Origin of the sequence: Rhodococcus sp. NCIMB 12038 (genome assembly GCF_002165735.1) — a bacterium.
GTDB lineage: Bacteria > Actinomycetota > Actinomycetes > Mycobacteriales > Mycobacteriaceae > Rhodococcus_F.
The window spans coordinates 180,791-201,625 of sequence record NZ_NHML01000008.1 but is presented as its reverse complement, the minus strand read 5'-3'; the positions used below and the strand labels follow the sequence as shown (position 1 = coordinate 201,625).

1 protein-coding gene (running past one end of the window) is annotated in these 20,835 nt (G+C 69.1%); it reads left to right on the top strand.

What is annotated here, in order from left to right:
- On the top strand, nt 1-20,835 hold the 3' portion of the coding sequence (locus CA951_RS14215) for a non-ribosomal peptide synthetase (RefSeq protein WP_087557437.1). Its footprint begins 10,236 nt before the window's first position; only the last 20,835 of its 31,071 coding nucleotides appear in the window; its start codon lies beyond the left edge, outside the window; its stop codon occupies nt 20,833-20,835.

Genomic DNA, 20,835 nt, shown 5'->3' with positions numbered 1-20,835 from the left:
CTCGGTGACCGGGCTCTCGATCCGGTGCGGGACCGGACCTCGACCACGCAGGAGCTGCAGTTCGAGCTGCCCACCGAGATCACGGGCACGCTGCTGGCCCGCGTTCCGGAGGCATTCGGGTGCTCCATCGGTGATTCCCTGCTTGCCGGCTTCGCGGTGGCCCTCACCGAGTGGCGCCGTGCGCGCGGAGTGTCCTCCGCTTCCGCGTACGTCACCCTCGAGGGTCACGGCCGCGAGGAGTCGATCGTGCCGGGCGCCGATCTGTCTCGTACCGTGGGCTGGTTCACCAGCGTTTATCCGGTGCGGCTCGCCCTGGAGGGGGTGGACACACAGGAGGCACTCGTCGGCGGCGCGTCGGCCGGCGCCGCGATCAAGGCGGTGAAAGAGCAACTCCTGGCGGTCCCCGATCGGGGCGTCGGGTACGGACTGCTGCGATATCTCAATCCGGCGTCGGCCACCGTTCTCGCGGGCTTCGACCCGCCCCAGGTCGTCTTCAACTACCTCGGAAAGACCGGGATGGGCGATCTGTCCCCGGAGATGCGCGAGATCGGCTGGGTGCCGGATCTCGCGTCGTCGCGCGTCTTCTCGGGTGAAACCGATCAGGACATGAGCGCTTCCGCCGCGATCGAGATCAATGTCGGAGTGACGGATACCGATGCCGGACCGCGACTCGGAGCTTCGGTGCGGTTCGCCGGTGAACTGCTCGCAGCCGACGACGTTCGCGAACTCGTCGATCTGTGGCAGCAGGCGCTCGTCTCACAGATCGAGCACGTCGTCGCCGGATCCGGTGGGGGACTGACCCCGTCGGACATCGGCACGGTGGCGCTCACCCAGTCCCAGATCGAGGTCTGGGAACGGACGTACCCGGCCCTCGAGGATGTGTGGGCGCTGTCGCCGCTGCAGGCCGGTTTCCACTTTCATTCGCTGTTGGCCGCCGAGCACAGTGTCGACGTCTACCATTCTCAGCTGCGGATGACGCTGCTCGGTGACGTGTCGGCGGATCGGATGCGGGCCGCTGCCGCTGCGCTCCTGGACCGCTATTCGAACCTGCGGGTGGTGTTCGTGCAGGACGGCGACGTCACGGTGCAGATCTCCCTCCGCGGGGTGGAGGTCCCACTGACCGTGGTCGACCTCTCGGGCCGTGAGAGCGATTCCGGGGAAAGGGAACTCGAGGCGCTGGTCGCAGAGAACCGGACCGCACCGTTCGACTTGGCCGAGGCGCCGCTGCTGCGTTTGCTGCTCGTGCGCACGGGCGCCGACCGGCACGAGTTGGCGATGACCAACCACCACATCCTCCTCGACGGATGGTCCATCCCGCTGATCGTCCAGGACCTGCTGGTGCTCTACGCGACCGCGGGCGATCAGTCCGCGCTGCCTGCGGTGCGGCCGTACCGGGACTACCTCGACTGGCTGGCCCGCCGAGACCCCTCCGCCTCACGGGCAGCGTGGGCGCACGCGTTGGACGGTTTCGACGAGCCGACTCTGCTCGCGCCTGCCCGCACCGGCGGCGGCGCGACGGCGGACCCGGAGGAAGTTCCGATCCACTTTTCCGCGGCGGACACCGCCGAGCTGCTGGCGTTCGCCCGACAGCACGGCGTCACGCCGAACACGGTGATCCAGACTGCCTGGGCTCTGCTGCTCAGGCGACTCACCGGACGGGACGACGTCGTATTCGGCGCCACTGTCTCGGGGCGCCCCCCGCACATCCCCGGGATCGAATCGATGGTCGGGCTCTTCATCAACACCGTCCCCGTCCGGGTACGAATCGACGCCGACGAGTCGGTGGCCGGGTTGCTGGTGCGGGTGCAGGGGCAGCAGGCCGATTTGCTCGATCACCACTATCTCGGCCTGACGGAAATCCAGGCCGAGGTGGGGGCCGGGGCGCTGTTCGACACGCTCACCGTCTTCGAGTCGTACCCCATGGATCAGGCGGCGCTGCAGGCGCAGACCGACATCGCAGGTATGCGCGTGGATTCGGTCCAGGTGCACAGTGTCACCCACTACCCGTTGAGCCTGATGGCCCAGGTCGACGACACCCTGCGGCTCGGGGTGGCCTACCTGCCGGACACCTTCGATCGCGACGAAGCGAAGTTGATTGCGGCGCGGCTCGATTCGGTGATCCGTGTGTTGATCGCAGAGCCCTCCGCCGCGGTAGCCCAGGTCACCGGATTCGTCCAGGGCGAGTATGCGCGGGTGATCCGCGACTGGAACGCCACCGACCACCACGTGCCGGAGTCGACGCTACTGACGTTGTTCGAGGCGCAGGCGGCCCGCACACCCGATGCCGTCGCTGTCGAGTTCGACGGTGACGTGCTGACGTACGCAGCCCTCGATGCGCGCGCGAACCAGCTGGCCCGGCATCTGATCGCTCAGGGTGTGGGCCCCGAAACCCGCGTGGCCGTGGTGATGCGGCGGTCGCTGGAACTGGTCGTCGGAATCTACGCCGTACTCAAGGCCGGTGGCGCGTACGTGCCGGTCGATCCCGATCACCCCGCGGAGCGAACGAGTTACGTGCTCGCGTCGGCGCAGCCCGTGTGCGTGCTGACCACCTCGGCCGACCGGCCGGACCTGCCGAACCGGATCCCCGTGTCGGCCCTCGACACTCTCGACCTCTCCGATGTCGCTGCGGTGCCGTTGACCGACGCCGAGCGCATCGAACCGTTGCGCCCTGCACACCCCGCGTACGTCATCTACACCTCCGGCTCCACCGGCAAACCCAAGGGGGTCGCGGTACCGCACGCGGCCATCGTGAATCAACTGCACTGGATGCAGTCGGAGTACGCACTCACCGATCGGGACGTGTGGTTGCAGAAGACCGCAACCACGTTCGACGTGTCGGTGTGGGGCTACTTCTGGCCCCTGCAGGTGGGTGCCACCATGGTGCTGGCCACTCCGGACGGGCATCGAGAGCCTGCCTATCTGACCCGGGTCATCGACGAGCACGCGGTGACGGTCACCGATTTCGTGCCGTCCATGCTCGACGTGTTCGTCGCGGCCGCCCCGGAAGGGTCGTGCCGTTCGCTGCGGCACGTGTTCGTCATCGGCGAAGCGCTGCCGCCCGCGACTGTCCTGCGTTTCCGGGAACTCTCCGCGGCCGGACTGCACAACCTGTACGGGCCCACCGAGGCCGCAGTGTCGGTGACGTACTGGAAGACCGGTGCGGCCGACACCACGAACGTGCCGATCGGTGTGCCGGAATGGAACACACAGGCCTACGTGCTCGATGCCCGGCTGCACCCGGTTCCCGTCGGCGTTCCGGGAGAGCTCTACCTGGGCGGTGCCCAACTCGCACGCGGATACCTCGGCCGCGTCGATCTCACGTCCGACCGATTCGTCGCGAACCCGTTCGGACGCACGGGTGAGCGCATGTACCGCACCGGCGACCTCGTGCGATGGACGTCGGCGGGAGCGCTCGTCTACATCGGACGTACCGACTTCCAGGTAAAGTTCCGTGGCCAGCGCATCGAACTCGGCGAGATCGAGACAGTGCTCCGGTCGCACCCGGCGGTCACCGGCGCCGTCGTGTCGGTGTACTCCGACACCACCGTCGGCGATCATCTGGTCGCGTATGTCGTCGGCACACCCGGCGACGTGGACGTTGCGGAGCTTCGCCGGCAGGCGTCGGAATCCCTACCGTCGTACATGGTGCCGTCCGCCATCACCGTGCTCGACGAGTTCCCGCTGAACACCAGCGGAAAACTCGATCGCAGGGAGTTGCCCGCTCCCGAATTCCACGGGAGTGCAACCGAGTACATCGCACCTCGAAACGAGGCCGAGCGCACGGTCGCGGCAGTCTTCGCCGACGTGCTCGGTGCTCCGGGCCGGATCGGCGCGCACGACAACTTCTTCGATCTCGGCGGCAACTCGCTCTCCGTCACCCGAGTGGCGGCGCGGCTCGGTGAGTTGTCGGGCACCGCAGTCTCGGTGCGCGATGTGTTCACCGCGCCCACGGTCGCGGAGTTGGCTCTTCGTCTCGCCGAGCCCACGGCCGCAGCAGGCGCGCGCCCGGTGCTGTCCGGGACGCAGAGACCGGACCGGATACCGCTGTCACCGGCGCAGCAGCGGATGTGGTTCATCAACCAGTTCGACCCGGCCTCGCCCGCATACAACCTGCCGCTCGCGATCCGCATGTCCGGTGCTCTCGACGTGACAGCGCTGTCTCAGGCACTCGACGACGTAGTCGGACGCCACGAGTCGCTTCGTACCGTTTTCCCCGACACGGAGGACGGACCCGCTCAGGTCGTCGTGCCCGCGGCAGATCTCTCGATGCCCCTCGAGGTCGTGGACGTGCCGGAGGGCGAGCTCGATTCCCGGATGATCGCGTTCTCCTCGCGCGGGTTCGACGTGTCCGAGGAATTGCCGGTACGGGCAACGCTGTTCCGTACCGGTCCCGGCGAACACGTTCTGGCGATCACGCTGCATCACATCGCCGCCGACGGTTGGTCGTTCGGACCTCTCGGCCAGGATGTCGTGACCGCGTACGCGGCCCGAGCAGAGTCCCGCAGTCCGGAGTGGATTCCGCTCGCCGTCCAGTATGCCGACTACAGTGTCTGGCACAGGGCGGTTCTCGGCAGCGAGGACGAACCGGAGTCCCTCGCCCGACGCCAACTCGAGTACTGGACGCGGACGCTCGACGGTCTCCCGGACGAGCTGAAACTCCCCTTCGACCGCCCACGCCGGACCGAGCAGTCCTACGCCGGCGGATCCGTGGGCTTCACCGTCACCCCCGAGATCCACAGCGGCATCGAGCGGTTGGCGCGTGAACACGGCGCCACGGTCTTCATGGTGGCGCACGCCGCCTTCGCGCTCCTGTTGGCCCGCCTGTCCGCGTCGGACGATATCGCCGTCGGCGCTCCGATCGCAGGACGTGGCGAACGCGCTCTCGACAACCTGGTCGGAATGTTCGTCAATACGCTCGTGCTCCGCACGCGCATCGAGAGCGCCGAGACGTTCGCGGAGTTGCTGACGCGGGTACGCGACGGCGACATCGGGGCATTCGGCCACGCGGACCTCCCCTTCGAGCGTCTCGTCGACGTTCTCGACCCCGTGCGGACGTCCGCGCATCACCCGGTCATCCAGACTGCGCTGTCGATGCAGCCGACGGCAATCGGCGACATCGAGCTCCCCGGACTCCGGGTGCGTGTCGAGGACATCGACGCGCGAGTCGCGAAATTCGACCTGCAGCTGACACTGGGCGAGAACATCGATCCCGCGGGCGTTCCGTCGGGTGTTCGCGCCGAGTTCACCTACGCCGCAGACTTGTTCGATGACGCTACGGTGCGCCGGTACGCGGTGCAGCTCGTGCGAATCCTCGAGACGGTGATTGCAGACCCGACCACGGTGGTCGGCGACGTGAATCTCCTCGACGACGCCGAGAGGGCCCGCCTGGCACCGGTTCGCGGGCCTGCGAGTCGACCCACTCGACTGCTGCCCGACGTTCTCGCCGCGTCGGCGGCCGACCCGTCCGCGACTGCGCTCGTCTTCGGCGACCGTTCGATGACCTACGGAGAACTGGACCGGCGATCCAACCTCTGGGCGCGCGAACTGATCGAGGCCGGAGCCGGCCCCGAGACGTTCGTGGCCGTCGCACTCGCCCGGTCGATCGAATCGGTGCTCGCCGTCTGGGCCGTTGCCAAGACCGGTGCTGCGTTCGTGCCGGTGGATCCGAACTACCCGGCCGAACGGATCGCACACATGCTCGGCGATTCGGGTGCCGCGCTCGGCCTGACGACGGTCGAGTTCCGAGCTGGACTACCCGACTCGGCACAGTGGCTGGCGATGGACGATCCCGACCACACTGCGCTGGTGGCGGCCCAGTCCTCGGCCGCGGTGACAGCGGCCGATCGCCTCGGGCGGATGCACGCAGACCAACTCGCCTACCTCATTTACACGTCCGGATCCACCGGACTGCCCAAGGGCGTCGCCGTCACCCACTCGGGGCTCGCGAACCTTCTGACCGAGCTGGCCGACGAATACGAGCCCACCGCCGACGCCCGTGTCCTGCACTTCGCCTCACCCAGTTTCGACGCCTCCGTGTTCGAGTATCTGATGGCCTTCTGCGGGGGTGCGACGATGGTTGTCGTTCCCCACTCGGTGTACGGCGGTACCGAGCTCGCCGAACTCCTGGGCGAGCAGAGAGTCACACACGCCTTCATCACACCGGCCGCGTTGGCGTCCGTCGACCCCACAGGACTCGACGAACTCGCCGTCATCGTCGTCGGCGGAGAGGCCTGGGGTACCGATCTCGCCGACCGTTGGGTACCGGGGCGGGCACTGTTCAACGGATACGGGCCGACCGAGTCCTCGATGATGGTGACGCAGAGCGGACCGCTGATGCTCGGCGAGCGGATGACCATCGGCGCTCCCGTGCGCGGCGTCGAGGCTCTCGTTCTCGATGCGCGGCTGCATCCCGTGCCCCCCGGTGTGCCGGGGGAGCTGTACGTATCGGGGCCGGCGCTTGCCCGTGGCTACCACCAGCGACTCGGTCTCACCGCGGAGCGTTTCGTCGCGAACCCTTACGGTGCCCCCGGTCGGCGGATGTACCGTACCGGCGACCTCGTCCGGTGGGTCGAGTCCCGCACCGGGACATACGTCATCGAATACTTCGGGCGCAGCGACTTCCAGGTGAAAATTCGTGGATTCCGTGTGGAACTCGGTGAGATCGATTCCGTGTTCCGAGCGCATTCTGCGGTCGGATTCGCCGCGACCATCGCGCACGACACCGAATCCGGCGTCACGGCACTGGTCACCTATGTCTGCGCTGCACCGGGTAGCGACGTCGACGTCGACGACCTGACCGCGTTCGTCGGCGGGGCGTTGCCGGCGCACATGGTGCCCGGTTCGATCATGGTTCTCGACTCGATCCCGCTGACACCAGCGGGGAAGCTCGACCGCCGCGCCCTCCCCGAGCCGGTGTTCGTGAGCCATACCCGATTCACCGCACCCGGCACGGCAGACGAGCGCGCAGTCGCGGCAGCGTTCGCGGACGTTCTGGGCGAATCACGCATCGGTGTGGACGACAACTTCTTTGCTCTCGGTGGCAACTCGTTGTCCGCCACCCAGGTGGTGTCCCGGGTCGGTTCGGCGTTCGGCACCCGTGTCTCCGTTCGCACGCTGTTCGACAACCCCACCGTGCGTCAACTCGTCTCCGCAGTGGCCACGTCGGGGCCGGACGGGTCCGCGGGCCGGCCCGCGCTGACGCGCCGCGAACATCCAGGACGGATCCCGTTGTCGCTGGCGCAGCAGCGGATCTGGTTCCTCAACCAATACGACCCTTCGTCGTCTGCGTACAACATCCCGCTGGCCCTGCGGATGTCGGGCAGGATCGACGTCCCGGCCCTGCGTGCAGCGCTCGGTGACGTCCTGGAACGTCACGAGTCGTTGCGGACCGTGTACCCAGGTTCTGCGGACGGTGCGCATCAGGAGATCCGGCCTGCCGCCGAGGCAGAATTCGATCTCACACCGATCCGAACCGCACCGGACCAGCTGATGCTCCGGATCGCCGAGTATGCCGTCGCCGGATTCGATGTGACCCGGGAGATCCCGTTCCGAATCCACCTGTTCCGGGAGAACCGTTCGGAACACGTGCTGCTGCTCGTCGCGCACCACATCGCTGCAGACGGATGGTCGTTCGGTCCGCTCGCCGCCGATGTGATGGCCGCCTATGCATCCCGAGTGGAAGGGCTGGCGCCGTCGTGGGAGCCGCTGCCTGTCCAATACGCCGACTACAGTGTGTGGCAGCGGGAACTTCTCGGTGCCGAGGACGATCCGGACAGTCTGTCCGCCAAGCAGATCGAGCGCTGGCGTGCGGCTCTGGACGGTGCGCCCGAGGCGCTCGATCTGCCTACGGACCACCCTCGCCCCGCGGTAGCGTCGCACCGCGGCGAACGCGTGGACTTCGAGATCGATGCCGACATCCACCGAGGGCTGGTCGAGCGCGCACAGAAGAGCGGCACCACACTGTTCATGGTTGTTCATGCTGCGTTCGCGACGCTCTTGCACAGGCTCAGCGGCAGTACCGACATCGTGATCGGCACACCCGTCGCCGGCCGCGGCGACGAGGCACTCGACCCGCTCGTCGGAATGTTCGTGAACACCCTGGCCCTGCGCACACGGATTCACCCCGGCGAGCGTGTCGACGCACTCCTGGAACAGGTGCGCGATGTCGATCTCACGGCATTCCAGGACACGGAGGTTCCCTTCGACCGGCTCGTCGAGATCCTGCGTCCCACCCGGTCGTCCGATCGGCACCCGCTGTTTCAGGTGATGTTCGCCTTCCAGAACCTGCGACCGGTGACACTGGAACTGCCGCAGTTGGTGGTGGAGGCCGTCGACTTCGATCCCCACATCGCGAAGTTCGATCTGGATCTGGGGCTCGCCGAGATCGTGGACGACACGGGACACCACGGGATCTCCGGTGCCTTCACCTTCGCGTCGGAACTCTTCGAACGGGCCACTGTCGCGGGATTCGCGGAGCGATTCCTGCGGATCCTCGAGTCGGTCGCTACCGGCGACGACATCGCCGTCGGCGATATCGCCATCCTGGGTGCGGCCGAGCAACAATCCCTCGCACCGGTGTGGGGCGGGCCGCTGCTCGCGAACGCCACCCTGCCCGAGCTGCTCGTCGCGACGGCGGAACGGTATCCGGACTCGACTGCGGTCGTCTTCGACGGTGTTTCGATCGATTACCGTGAGCTGGACCGGCGATCGACGCAGCTGGCCCGTGCACTCATCGGGACGGGTGTCGGCCCGGAAACCTACGTCGCGATAGCCCTGCCGCGCTCTGTCGAATCGGTGCTGTGCGTGTGGGCCGTTGCCAAGACCGGTGCGGCCTATGTTCCGATCGACCCCGGGCATCCGGTGGACCGCATCGCGCACATTCTGCGGGATTCGGGAGTCGTCGTCGGTGTCACCTGTGCGGAGTTCGCCGAACACCTCCCGGGTGTGACCGACTGGCTGGTACTCGACGACCCGGAAGTGCTCCGCGAATTGTCCTCGGCGAGTACGGCGCCGGTCGGGGATGCGGATCGCACCTGCGCTCTGCATGTCGATCATCCCGCATATCTCATCTACACGTCGGGTTCGACGGGACTGCCCAAGGGCGTGGTGGTGTCCCACCGCGGTCTCGCGAATCTCGCCGGCGCGTATACCACCGCAGTGCGGGCCACCGAGAAGTCCCGGGTCGCGCAACTCGCGGCCCCGACGTTCGACCTGTCCGTCCTCGAACTGCTTCTGGCCCACACGTCCGGGGCCGCGCTGGTGGTCTGCCCGCCCGGTGTGTACGGCGGCGTCGAGCTACACGAGGTGCTGCAGTCCGAACGCGTCACGCACATGACCATCACGAATGCCGCTCTGGCGTCGGTCGATCCGGAGGGACTGGACGATCTACGCTCGATCGTCGTCGGCGGCGACGCCTGCCCACCGGAGACGGTGGCGCGATGGGCCGACCGACTCGACCTCGTCAACGGGTACGGTCCCACCGAAGTGACGGTGGGCGCCACGTTCACCTCGGTGCTCGGCCAGGACCGGGACATCACCATCGGCGGGCCGCTGCCCGGGGTCGCCGCCGTGGTTCTCGATTCGAGGTTGCGGCCCGTGCCGGTCGGTGTCGTGGGAGAGCTGTACCTGCTGGGACCGGCGCTGGCACGCGGATATCACGAGCGTGCCGCGCTCACGGCAGACCGCTTCGTGGCCTGTCCGTTCGAGGCCGCCGGTGCCCGGATGTACCGCACCGGTGACATAGTGCGCTGGCGCGCAGTGCATTCCGGTGTGACCGGCAGCATGACCGACGGCACTCTTCCCGGGCATGCGATCGAATACCTCGGCCGCTCCGACCACCAGGTCAAGGTTCGTGGACTTCGTATCGAACTCGGCGAGATCGATGCCGCCCTGGGCGCACATCCCGATGTCGAATTCGCTGCCACCCTGGGCTACGAGTCGCCCTCGGAAACACGACTGGCATCGCACGTGCTGGTCGGTGCGGGCGCCGACCGTGATCCGGCGGCTCTGCTCGCGTTCCTGCGTCAGGCATTGCCGGGGTACATGGTTCCGTCGGCACTCGTGTTCCTGGACACGATCCCGCTGACCCCGAACGGCAAACTCGACCGGGCCGCCCTGCCCGCGCCCGACTTCGGCGCGGCAGCCAAGGAGATCGCGTACCGGGCGCCGCGGAACCCCCTGGAGCAGTCGATCGCGGATGCGTTCGCCGACGTGCTGGGCGGCACGGACATCGGCCTCGACACGGACTTCTTCGACGCAGGCGGCAACTCGCTCTCCGCGACCCGGGTGACCGCCCGGGTCGGCGCCGCGCTCGACATCCGGGTCACGGTGCGCGACATCTTCGAAGCCCCCACCGTCCTCGCGCTGGCAGAGTCGCTGGCACCGCGCATGTCCGGGGCGGGCGGCGGCGCTTCCGCCGGACCAGCCCTGGTGCCGCCGCCGCGCCCCGACCGGATCCCGCTGTCGCTGGCGCAGCAGCGGATGTGGTTCCTCAACCAGTTCGAAACGTCCTCGCCCGCCTACAACATGCCCGCCGCGGTCCGGCTGACCGGCCCGCTGGACACGGCGGCGCTGGCCGCGGCGATCGGTGACCTCATCGCCCGGCACGAATCGCTGCGGACCGTCTTCCCCGATTCCCGGGGTGGGCCGCACCAGGTGATCCTCGAGCCCGGAGACTTCACCCCCGACATCACACCGTTCCGCGTGAGCGAGGCCGGGTTGCGCGCAGACCTCCAGGAATTCCTCCTGGCCGGCTTCGACGTGTCCCAGGCCGTGCCGCTGCGGGTCAAGGTGTATTCGCTCGGCGACGCCGAACACGTGCTCGCCTTCGTCGTCCACCACATCTCCGCCGACGGCGTGTCCATGGAACCGCTGATCCGCGACGTGATGATCGCCTACGCGAGCCGCGCCGCAGGCCACCCGCCCGCCTGGGCGCCGCTGCCGGTGCAGTACGCCGATTACGCGCTGTGGCAGCGGGAGGTCGTCGGCGCCGAGTCCGAGCCGGGCAGCCTCGCCGCCGCCCAACTGGACTACTGGACCCGCACGCTCGCCGGTGTCCCGGACCAGCTGTACCTGCCGGGCGACCGGGGCAGGCCCCCGGTGCCGTCGCATCGGGGTGCGGCGACCCGTTTCACCCTGGACGCCGGCACGCACCGGGCCCTGGCCGAACTGGCACGGGCACACGGCGCCAGCATCTTCATGGTCGCCCACGCCGCGCTCAGCGTCCTCCTGGGACGCCTCAGCACCACCGCCGACATCGCCGTCGGCACCGCCGTCGCCGGTCGCGGCCGGGTCGAACTCGACGACATCATCGGCATGTTCGTCAACACCCTCGTCCTGCGAACGGCGCTGGACCAGGGAGCGTCGTTCGTGTCGCTGCTCGAGCAGACGCGGGACGTCGACCTCGAGGCGTTCGCCCACGCCGACCTGCCCTTCGAGCGGCTGGTGGAGGTCCTGAGCCCGGTCCGCTCCACCTCGCACCACCCGCTGTTCCAGGTGGCGCTCGGTGTGCAGACGGTGTCCGCCGGCGGACTGGAGCTGGACGGACTGTCGGTGGAACCGCTCACCCTCGATGCGAGCATCGCCAAGTTCGATCTGCACTTCACGCTCACCGAGCGACTCGACGACACCGCCGAGCCCGCGGGCATCGACGCCGAACTCGTCTACGCCACGGACATTTTCGACGAGGGCACCGCAGCCGGGTACGCGACCCGGCTGCGCCGGATCGTCGAGGCCGTCGTCGCCGACCCGCAGCGGCCGATCGGCGATATCCCCGTTCTCGGCGAAGACGAATACGCGGCCCTCACCCCGGTCCGCGGCGCCGATCCGCGACCGGTGCAGATGCTGCCCGAGATCTTCGCCGACGCCGTCGCCGCGGCACCCGACGGCCTCGCCGTCGTCTTCGACGGTGCCGGCCTGACGTACCGGGACCTCGACGAACGGTCGAACCAGCTGGCCCGGTTGCTGGTGGACAGGGGAGTGGGACCCGAATCCAGGGTGGCGCTGGCGCTGCCCCGGTCCTTCGAATCCGTGGTGGCCGTCTGGGCGGTGGCCAAGACCGGTGCCGCCTTCGTGCCCGTCGACCCCGGCTACCCCGCGGACCGCATCCTGCACATGGTGCAGGACTCCGGGGCGATGGTCGGGATCACCGTGTCCGGGAAGCGGGAACTGCTTCCGGACTCGATCCGGTGGATGCTCCTCGACGACCCGGCACTCGAGGTGCGCTGCACCCACGAGTCCCGGTTGCCGCTCACCAACCGCGACCGCATGCGGCCGGTCCTGTCCGACCAGGTGGCGTACGTCATCTACACGTCGGGATCGACCGGCAGGCCCAAGGGTGTCGCGGTGACGCACCGCGGTCTGATGAACCTGGTGACAGACGAACGTGAGCTGCTCGGCGTGACGTCCCGTTCGCGGACACTGCATTTCGCGTCACCGAGCTTCGACGCCTCCGTGTTCGAGATGCTGATGGCACTCGGTGCGGGAGCCACGATGGTCATCGCGCCGCCCACGATCTACGGCGGATCGGAACTCGCGGACCTGCTCGCGGCGGAACGCATCACCCATGCGTTCTCCACCCCGGCGGCGCTGGCGTCGGTGGACCACCACGGGCTCGACGACCTCGCCGTGGTCGTCGTCGCCGGTGACGTGTGCCCGCCGGAACTGGTCGCCCGCTGGGCGCCCGGACGCCGCATGGTCAACGCGTACGGCCCCAGCGAGGCGACGATCATGTCGTCCATCACCGAACCGCTCCGCGCCGGCGAACCGGTCACCATCGGCGGCCCGAGCCGCGGGGTGCGGGCACTCGTGCTCGACGGGCGGCTGCGTCCGGTGCCGGTGGGAGTGCCGGGCGAACTGTACGTCGGGGGACCGAACCTCGCCCGCGGCTACCTCGGACGGCCGGGACTGACCGCCGAACGATTCGTCGCCGACCCGTACGGCGAGCCCGGCGACCTCATGTACCGCACCGGCGACCTCGTCCGGTGGCGGGAGAACCGCATCCTCGATTTCGTCGGCCGCACCGACCACCAGGTGAAGATCCGTGGATTCCGGATCGAACTCGGTGAGATCGATGCCGCCCTCACCGCACACCCGCAGATCGAGTACGCCACCACGATCGGCTACGAGCACCCGAACGGGGAGACCTCCCTCGTCGCGTACGTGCTGCCCTTCACCGGCGAGGACGTCGACCGCGTCGAGGTCGCGAATTTCGTCGGCCGCACCCTGCCCGCGTACATGGTTCCCGCGTCCGTCACCCTGCTCGACGCCCTGCCGCTCACCCCGGCGGGCAAACTCGACCGGGCCGCGCTGCCCGAACCGATCTTCGCCGCCGCGGCCACCACGTTCGAGGCGCCGCGGAACCCGATGGAGGTGATCGTCGCCGGCATCTTCGCGGACATCCTCGCCCTGCCCGAGATCGGCATCCACGACAGCTTCTTCGACCTCGGCGGCAACTCGCTGCTCGCCACCCAGGTGGTGTCGCGGATCAACGCCGCCCTCGACGTCCACGTCGGCGTCCGCGAGGTGTTCGAATCGCCCACCGTCGCCGCACTCGCGGCCCGGATCACCGAGATCACCACCCACGGTGCGCGACGGCCCGCGCTGACGGCGAGGGTGCGCCCCGAACACATTCCGCTGTCGCTCGCCCAGCAGCGGATGTGGTTCATCAACCAGTTCGACACGACGTCACCGGCCTACAACCTGCCGGTCGCACTCCGGCTGTCGGGCGAGGTGGACCTGCGCGCCATGCAGATCGCGATCGCCGATCTCGTCGGACGGCACGAGGCGCTGCGCACCGTCTACCCCGACTCCGCCGACGGCCCGCACCAGGTGATCGTGCCCGCAGCCGACGCGGTGCCCGACCTGGCCCCGGTGCCGGCGCACCCCGACGACGTCCTCGGACGGGTGCTCGCACTCGTGACGACGGGCTTCGACGTGACCTCGGACGTGCCGCTGCGAGCGCGGATGTACCGGGTCGGCACCGACGACTACGTGCTCGTCATGGTCGCCCACCACATCTCGGGGGACGGCTGGTCGCTCGCCCCGCTGGCCCGCGACGTCATGCTCGCCTACACTGCCCGCACCGAGGGGCACGTCCCCCTCTGGACGCCACTGCCGGTGCAGTACGCCGACTACAGCCTGTGGCAGCGGGAACTCCTCGGCGACGAGGCCGACCCCGAATCGGTTGCCGCCGAACAGATCGCGTACTGGACGCGTACCCTGGACGGTCTGCCGGACCGGCTGTCGCTGCCGACCGACCGCCCCCTGCCCGCGGTCGCGTCGCACCGCGGCGCGCACGTGCCGTTCACCATCGACGCCGGGACCCACCGCGCGCTGCTGACCCTCGCGCGCGGCCGGAACACCTCGCTGTTCATGGTGATGCACACCGCGCTCGCGGTGCTCCTCGCGCGACTGAGCAACGAATCCGATATCGCCGTCGGCGCGCCCATCGCCGGCCGCGGCGAGGAATCCCTCGACGAACTCGTCGGCATGTTCGTCAACACCCTGGTCCTGCGCACCCACGTCGACCTGTCGAGTTCGTTCGCGGACAGTCTGAACGTCGCACGGTCCACCGACCTGGGCGCGTTCGCGCACTCGGACATCCCGTTCGAGCGCCTCGTCGACGTGCTGAACCCGGCCCGCTCCCGTTCGCACCACCCGCTGTTCCAGGTGGCGTTCTCGTTCCAGAACCTCGCCACCGCCACACTCGAACTTCCCGGGTTGCACGTCGAGGGACTCGACGTGCCGAACATGATCTCCAACTTCGACCTGCACCTGACGCTGTCGGAGAAGCACGACGCCGACGGCGCCCCGGACGTGATCGAGGCCCAGTTCACCTACGCCACCGACCTCTTCGACGACACGACCGTCCGGACGTTCGCGGAACGCTTCCTACGCATCCTCGGGTCGGTCGTGCAGAACCCGGACCTCGCCGTCGGTGCCATCGATCTCCTCGACGACGCCGAACGGCAGTCGGTGATCGCCGAATTCAACGACACCGCGGTGGATCTGCCGCCGACGACCCTCGCCGACCTGTTCTCCGCCCAGGTGGCGCGGACACCCGACGACCCCGCGGTGTTCTTCGAGGGCACCGAACTGACGTACGCCGAGTTCGACCGCCGCGTCGACGCGCTCGCCCACCGGCTGATCGATTCCGGCGTGGGGCCGGAAACGGTGGTGGGGCTCGCGATGAACCGGTCGATCGAACTGCTGACCGGGATGTACGCGGTGCTGCGGGCCGGTGGCGCCTACCTGCCGATCGATCTCGGACATCCCGCCGACCGGCTGGCGTACGTGCTGGAGACGGCGCGCCCGGTGTGCATCCTCACCACGTCCTGGGACGGGTTCACCGCTGAGAACGTCCCCGTGCTCGAGGTCGACACCCTCGACCTCGACCCGCGTGGACCGGTGACCGACGCGCAGCGGCGCGCCCCGCTGCGGCCGGAGAACACGGCGTACGTCATCTTCACGTCCGGGTCCACCGGCCGGCCCAAGGGTGTCGCGGTGTCACACGCCGCCATCGCGAACCAACTCCGCTGGAAGCAGCACGAATACCCGCTCGAAACCACCGACGCCGTCGTGCAGAAGACCCCCGTCACGTTCGACCTGTCGGTGTGGGAACTGTTCTGGCCGCTGACGTCGGGGGCCCGGCTTATCATCGCCCGCCCGGACGGTCACCGCGACCCGGCGTACCTGGCGGACCTGATGCGTCAGCAGCGCGTCACGACAGCACATTTCGTGCCGTCCCTGCTGGAGGCATTCATCCCGGGTGCGGGGGAGCAGCCGGCCCTGCGCCGGGTGCTGTGCATCGGTGAGGCGCTGCCCGTCGACACCGCCGCCCGTTTCCGCCGCCGGTTCGGCCCCGTCGCCCTGTACAACCTGTACGGGCCCACCGAGGCGGCCGTGTCCGTGACCGCCTGGGCCCACACCGACGCCGACGCCGACACCGTCCCCATCGGCGGACCGGAATGGAACACGCAGGCCTTCGTGCTGGACGCCCGGCTGAACCCGGTCCCCATCGGGGTGGCGGGGGAGCTGTACCTGGCCGGTGACCAGCTGGCCCGCGGTTACGTCGCCCGCACCGATCTGACGGCCGAGCGCTTCGTCGCCAACCCGTTCGGCGCACCCGGTTCACGGCTCTACCGCACTGGTGACGTGGTCCGCTGGCGCATCCGGGACACGACGGGGGTCCTCGAGTACCTGGAGCGCTCCGACTTCCAGGTGAAGGTCCGCGGATTCCGCATCGAACTCGGCGAGATCGAATCGGCACTGGTCCGGGCCGCCGGGGTGGGGCAGGCCGTCGTGGTCGCCCACCGGAACCCGCACACCGGGACCGCCCTCGTCGCCTACGTGGTCCCCGAAGACGGCGCGACCGTCGACCCCACCACGGTGCTGGCCGACGTCGGCGCCGCAGTACCGAGCTACATGGTGCCCGCCGCCCTCGTCGTGCTCGCGGACCTGCCGCTGACCGCGAACGGAAAACTCGACCGCAAGGCGCTCCCCGCACCCGACTTCGCCTCGACGGCAGTCGAATACCGCGCACCCGCCACACCCACCGAGGAGATCGTCGCCGCCGTCTACGCCGACGTGCTCGGCGTCGAGGAGGTCGGGACCGCCGCGAACTTCTTCGACCTCGGCGGCAACTCCCTCGTCGCCACCCGGGTGGTAGCCCGGCTGTCCGAGACACTCGGTCGCCGCGTCGAGATTCGGTCCCTGTTCGAGGCGCCTGCCGTCGGCGCCCTTGCGGCGCTGCTGGATGCGACGGACGCGACCGCACCCACCCGCCCGGCGCTGACCCCGGCAGTGCGCCCCGAACGGCTCCCGCTGTCCTCGGCGCAGCAACGGATGTGGTTCCTCAACCGGTTCGACCCGAACTCCGCCGTGCACAACATTCCCGTGGCGGTCCGGCTGTCGGGCGTCCTGGACGTCGACGCACTGCAGCACGCGGTCACCGACGTCCTCCACCGGCACGAATCGCTGCGGACGATCTACCCGGACTCCGCCGACGGCCCGCACCAGGTGATCCTGCCGACAGACCGGGTCGGGGTCGAGGCGTCCGTCGTCGCGACCGACGAGACCGCGCTGTCCGCTCTGATCGCCGACCTGGTGACCACCGGGTTCGACGTCACCGCGGAGGTTCCGGTTCGGGTACGGATCTTCCGGATCTCCGCGACGGAGCACGTCCTCGCCGTCGTGGTCCACCACATCTCCGGCGACGGCTGGTCGATGGCACCGATGGTGCGGGACGTGATGGCGGCGTACGCGGCGCGGTCGGCGGGCACGAGCCCGGACTGGGTGCCGCTGCCGGTGCAGTACGCCGACTACGCCCTGTGGCAGCGAACTCTCCTCGGCGACGAGACCGACCCCGACTCGGTGGCGGCGCGGCAACTCGCGTTCTGGACGCAGACCCTCGCGGGCGCCCCGGATCAGCTGGATCTGCCCACCGACCGGCCGCGTCCCGCGGTCGCGTCGTATCGGGGCGGCACCGTCGACTTCACCGTGCCGTCCGACCTGCACAGCACCCTGCTGGGTGCGGCGCGGGACGCGAACGCCTCCGTGTTCATGGTGGTGCACTCGGCGCTCGTGGTGCTGTTGAGCCGGCTCGCCGGTTCAGCGGACATCGCCATCGGAACCCCCGTCGCGGGCCGCGGCGAACGCGAACTCGACGACCTGATCGGCATGTTCGTCAACACGCTGGTCCTGCGACAGCACGTCGACGGCGGGCGCACGTTCGCCGAACTCCTCGCCGACGTGCGCGAGGCCGATCTCGCCGCGTTCTCCCACGCCGACGTCCCGTTCGAGCGTCTCGTCGAGGTCGTCAATCCGTCGCGCTCCACCGGGCGGCACCCCCTGTTCCAGGTGATGCTCGCGTTCCAGAACCTCGACCAGGCGACCCTGGAACTCGGCGACCTGTCGGTGAGCGGTGTCGATTTCGACGTGGACATCGCCAAGTTCGACCTGCAGCTCACCCTGATGGAGCAGTTCGACTCCGAGGGAGGCCCCGACGGGATCGTCGCCCGCCTCACGTACGCCGCCGACCTGTTCGACGAGCCGTCCGCGCACGTGTTCGGGCAGCGGTTCCTGCAAGTGCTGCGGGCAGCGGTCGACGGTCCGGACACCGCGGTCGGCGACCTCGACGTCCTCGGCAGCGGTGAACGGAAGCAGATCGCCGGCACCCACGACACCGTGCACCCCGTGCCCGCCGGCACCCTCGCGTCGCTGTTCGACACGGCGGTGGCGACGGACCCCGACCGGATCGCGGTGGTCTTCGACCGCGACGAACTGACGTACGCGAACTTCGACGCCCGCGTGAACAGGCTGGCGCGCCGACTGATCGAGCAGGGCGTCGGCCCCGAGTCGGTGGTGGCGGTGGCGATGCGCCGTTCGATCGACCTGCTCGTGGGGATCTATGCCGTCGTCAAGGCGGGTGGCGCCTACCTGCCGATCGATCCCGACCATCCGGCCGAGCGCACCGCGTACGTTCTCGACACCGCACGGCCGGCATGTGTGCTGGTCAGCGGCACCGGACTCGCCGACAGCGGCTCGGTCCCCGTCATCGACATCGCCTCCGAGGACCTCTCCCGGTACGGCAGCACGCCGGTCAGCGATCGGGACCGGCTCCGTCCGCTGTCCGCGGCGAACACGGCGTACGTGATCTTCACGTCCGGCTCGACGGGCCGGCCGAAGGGGGTCGTGGTCACCAACGGTGCGATCGTGAACCGGCTGCTGTGGATGCAGCACGAATACGCTCTGACCTGTGCAGATGTCGTTCTGCAGAAGACGCCGATGACGTTCGACGTGTCGGTGTGGGAGCTGTTCTGGCCGCTGCAGGTCGGGGCGTCCCTGGTGATCGCCGCACCCGACGGACATCGCGATCCGCGGTATCTGACAGGGCTGGTACAGGAACGTCACGTGACGACCATGCACTTCGTGCCGTCCATGCTGTCGGTGTTCACTGCCGAACCCGCTGCGGCGCAGTGTGATTCGTTGCGGTTGGTGTTCTGTTCGGGGGAGGCGCTGACGCCGGAACAGGTGTCACGGTTCCGGGCGGTCAGCGGTGCGGATCTGCACAATCTGTACGGGCCGACGGAGGCCGCGGTCGACGTGACGTACTGGGAGACCAGTGCGTCGGACACGCTGTCGGTGCCGATCGGCCGTCCGGTGTGGAACACCCAGCTGTGCGTGCTCGACGCCCGGTTGCATCCGGTGCCGAACGGGGTGGCGGGGGAGCTGTACATCGCGGGCGACCAGTTGGCACGGGGGTATGTCGGCCGCGTCGATCTCACCTCGGATCGGTTCGTGGCGAACCCGTACGTCGCGGGTGGGCGGATGTACCGGACGGGCGATCTGGTGCGACGCCGCGGCGACGGGGCTCTGGAATATCTGGGGCGTACGGACTTCCAGGTGAAGTTGCGGGGGCAGCGGATCGAGTTGGGGGAGATCGAGTCGGCCCTCGAAGCGCATCCGGACGTCACGCAGGCGGTCGTGGTGGTGCACCGCGACGAACGCGGCGAGGAAGGCGTCGTCGCCTACCTGGTGGGACGACGCGCGACCGAGTGGTCCGGGGTGCGCGCACACCTGTCGACCCGACTCCCGTCGTACATGATCCCGGCGCACGTCGTGCACCTGGACGCGCTGCCGCTGTCGGTGAACGGCAAACTCGACCGCAAGGCCCTGCCCGCACCGGAGGTCCGCTCGGCCGCCGCCGAGTATCAGCCCCCACGGACCGCGGCCGAACGGGCCGTCGCCACCGTGTTCGGCGAGGTCCTCGGCATCGACCGGGTCGGAGCCACGGACAGCTTCTTCGACCTCGGCGGCAACTCCCTGATCGCCACCCGGGTCGCGTCCGCGCTCGGGTCCGAACTGGGCATCGACTTCCCGCTGCAGTGGATGTTCAGCGACCCCACACCGCGGTCGCTGGGGCAGCGCATCCAGAACGCGGCGACCGACGGAGCGCACGGCGACGGCGCCTCGCTCGACGTGCTGCTCCCGATCCGCACCCGAGGTACGGCGGAGCCGCTGTTCTGCGTTCACCCGTTCATCGGGCTCGCGTGGAGCTACGCCGGGCTGAGCCGGGAACTGACCGAGGACAGGCCGATCTACGGGCTGCAATCGCCGGCGCTGACCGAGGACGAGCCGCACCCGGAGACGATCACCGACTTCGCGGGTCGCTACGTCCGCGAGATCCGTTCGATCCAGCCGCACGGCCCGTACCACCTGGTGGGCTGGTCGCTGGGCGGGGTCATCGCTCACGAGATGGCGGTGCAGTTGCAGGAGGCGGGCGAAGAGGTGCGTCTGCTCGGGCTCCTCGACAGCTACGTCGGGCTCGACCGCAGCGTGGAGAACACCGCGACCGTCGCAGACCTCCTCGGCGGTGCCGGCCTGGACCTGCCCGACGACGGTGTTCTCGACGAACTCGCGCCCGGCGGGCAGTTCGACGCCGAGCGGGCGGCCGCGCTGCTCCGGGTCGTCGGCGGGCCGCTGGCGTCGCTGAACGCCTCGGAACTCGACCGGATCTACGGCAACGCGCTGCGGGCCCCCGACCTGATCGACGGACACCGTCCGAGGGTCTTCGACGGCGAACTGGTGTTCTTCACCGCTGCCTTGGACGACGGCTTCCACGTGGACCCGGTGACCTGCTGGGGCCCGTTCGTGCGCGGCAGGATCGACGAGCACCCGGTGGACGCGACGCACTGGACGATGACGACACCGGACGCTCTCGCCGCGGTCGCGCCGCACCTCGAGCGTTCACGTCGCCGGCCGCGGCACGCCGCGCCCGACACCGGCAGGGACGCCGACCCCGACGACAGCGAGAACCGGCCGCACTCGGTGCGCTGA